We start from the raw sequence: 1,761 nt of genomic DNA on the forward strand, positions 1-1,761 counted from the left end.
ACCTTGTGCGGTTCGCTGATGCTCGGCACATCCCCTTTGTCCGTGGTCGCATAGTTCGCCCCGAGCGGCGCCAGCGCCTGCCCGAGGTGGGCGAGGGTGCTGTCGTCGAACTTCACGCCCGCAGCGCCGATCGTGGTCTGCCAGTCCTTGTCGGTGTAGTAGGCAAATGCCTCGGCCATGCGCCGCTCGGCTTCGGCCACGCTGATGTTCTGCTCTTGCGCCAGCGCCTTGGTTTGCTCGGAGATGAGCTTGCGTTCTTCCAGGTGCAGTTAATGGCTGTCCTATTACAGATCACGTCGACGATAGCCATGAGCATCACCAGCGAAGAACGTGAATTTTTCATTGCTCTGGGCGAACGCATTGCCCGCCTGCGCAAAGAACATGGCATCACCCAAACCCAACTGGTCGAACGGCTGGGCGTGTCCCAGCAGACTATTCAAGCCTATGAGTCCGGCAAGCGGCGGATTCAGGTAGCGGCGCTGCCAGAACTGGCCCGACTCCTTTCGACCACACTCGAAGAGCTGTTTGGTCAGCAGCAGGAAACCACTGTGCGTAAACGTGGGCCTGCTCCGAAATGGCAACAGCAACTGGAAGCCATCGATCAACTGCCCAAGAGCCAACAGAAATTCGTTGCGCAGATGCTCGACGCCTTGATTGCTCAGGCCACGACCAAGGCAAGCAGCGAAGGAAGAGAGATTTTGCAGTAAGCAGATAAAACAACACCGGCGCGAGGCCGGTGCAATTCCAATCACTTTTACAGAAAATACCAGTGCGAGTTCTGCTATCGGGGCCAAGCAAAATATCTAAATATCAAGTTATGGATATATACCGAGCCGCTCAAGCTCAGAGAAAAAATACTCCATACCTTCCCGTATGCTATCTGTATCTTTTCTTATTACAATATCGTTACTTGTCGACATATTTAAAATAAAAGTATAAATATTACGCTCTCTTTCACCATCCACCTTAAAGATGAAAAAACCTTTATTTTTCATCGCCACCAACTCTAGTATTTGAATAAACTCCTCTAGCCCGACGCCATTCATACTTGGCGAGCCGAAACGAGTCGCATACTTTTCAGAAAGCTCATTGAAAGACATTAATCCAGCCCTCTTAATGCTTTTGAAATGTCTTGGACATTAGTTAGCTTCCCCGTCGCAACCTTATCCACAACATTCCAAATAATTTGTTTTGGCGGACCATCCACGCCGTTTTTTATAATCAACTGCTCAACCACCTCAACAGCAGTCCGCTTGTTCCCATTATCAAACAGATGCCCGCCTGCAATATCCCTGATCATTGAGCCAGCCTTATTATAAGAACCATCATAATTGGCAGCATTTGCAATAGCCGTATCTACTTCTCTGAATGAAACCGAACCGCCAAACTGTGAATTTATAGCAGTGATGTCATCTGCATTTAAGCCGACCTTGAAACCACCAAGACCTGTTCCACTTGGTAGGTTTGACGCTGAACTTAAGCCACTAGTAGCTAGATCATCTACCTTTCCGGCAGCGCCACCAGTTGCTTTTGCACCATTTTTTTCCCCGCTTTGCAACATCCCCGCCAGCTTCTCAAGCCACCCTGGCGTTTTCGAAGCCACAGCTTTAGCAGCACTTCCCAGCGAAATAATGGCCAGCGCCAGTTCCGCTTCTGCCTCCACCCCAAGCCGATGACTCTCCGATTCGGTCGGCGTAAACAGCGTATCTTTGGTGCTCTCAAACTGGTTCAGAAACTGACTGACCAATTGCAGCGCAGCAG

4 protein-coding genes are annotated in these 1,761 nt (G+C 50.2%); 1 reads left to right on the top strand and 3 read right to left on the bottom strand.

The window, feature by feature from the left end:
- Nucleotides 1-200 (bottom strand): hypothetical protein (locus QMX96_RS26625; protein ID WP_282362717.1); only part of this gene is annotated, 200 nt, incomplete at its 3' end.
- 15 nt (nt 201-215) lie between these two features.
- Between QMX96_RS26625 and QMX96_RS26630 the strand changes: the two genes are divergently transcribed.
- On the top strand, nt 216-707 hold the full coding sequence (locus QMX96_RS26630) for a helix-turn-helix domain-containing protein (protein ID WP_205885438.1): 492 nt from the start codon (nt 216-218) through the stop codon (nt 705-707).
- Nucleotides 708-815: 108 nt separating this feature from the next.
- Here the strand turns inward: QMX96_RS26630 and QMX96_RS26635 are convergent, their stop codons facing one another.
- Nucleotides 816-1,100, bottom strand: a complete 285-nt coding sequence (locus QMX96_RS26635; RefSeq protein ID WP_100634959.1) for a hypothetical protein — start codon at nt 1,098-1,100, stop codon at nt 816-818.
- The coding region (locus QMX96_RS26640) for a hypothetical protein (RefSeq protein WP_282362718.1) at nt 1,100-1,761 on the bottom strand (662 nt) is incomplete at its 5' end. The genes QMX96_RS26635 and QMX96_RS26640, both read right to left, overlap by 1 nt.

It is taken from the genome of Pseudomonas sp. PS01300, assembly GCF_029960155.1.
Classification (GTDB): domain Bacteria; phylum Pseudomonadota; class Gammaproteobacteria; order Pseudomonadales; family Pseudomonadaceae; genus Aquipseudomonas; species Aquipseudomonas palmensis.

Excerpts from the sequence above, each read along its gene's own strand:
- QMX96_RS26635 (WP_100634959.1), bottom strand. The coding sequence starts at position 1,100 with ATGTCTTTCAATGAGCTTTCTGAAAAGTATGCGACTCGTTTCGGCTCG.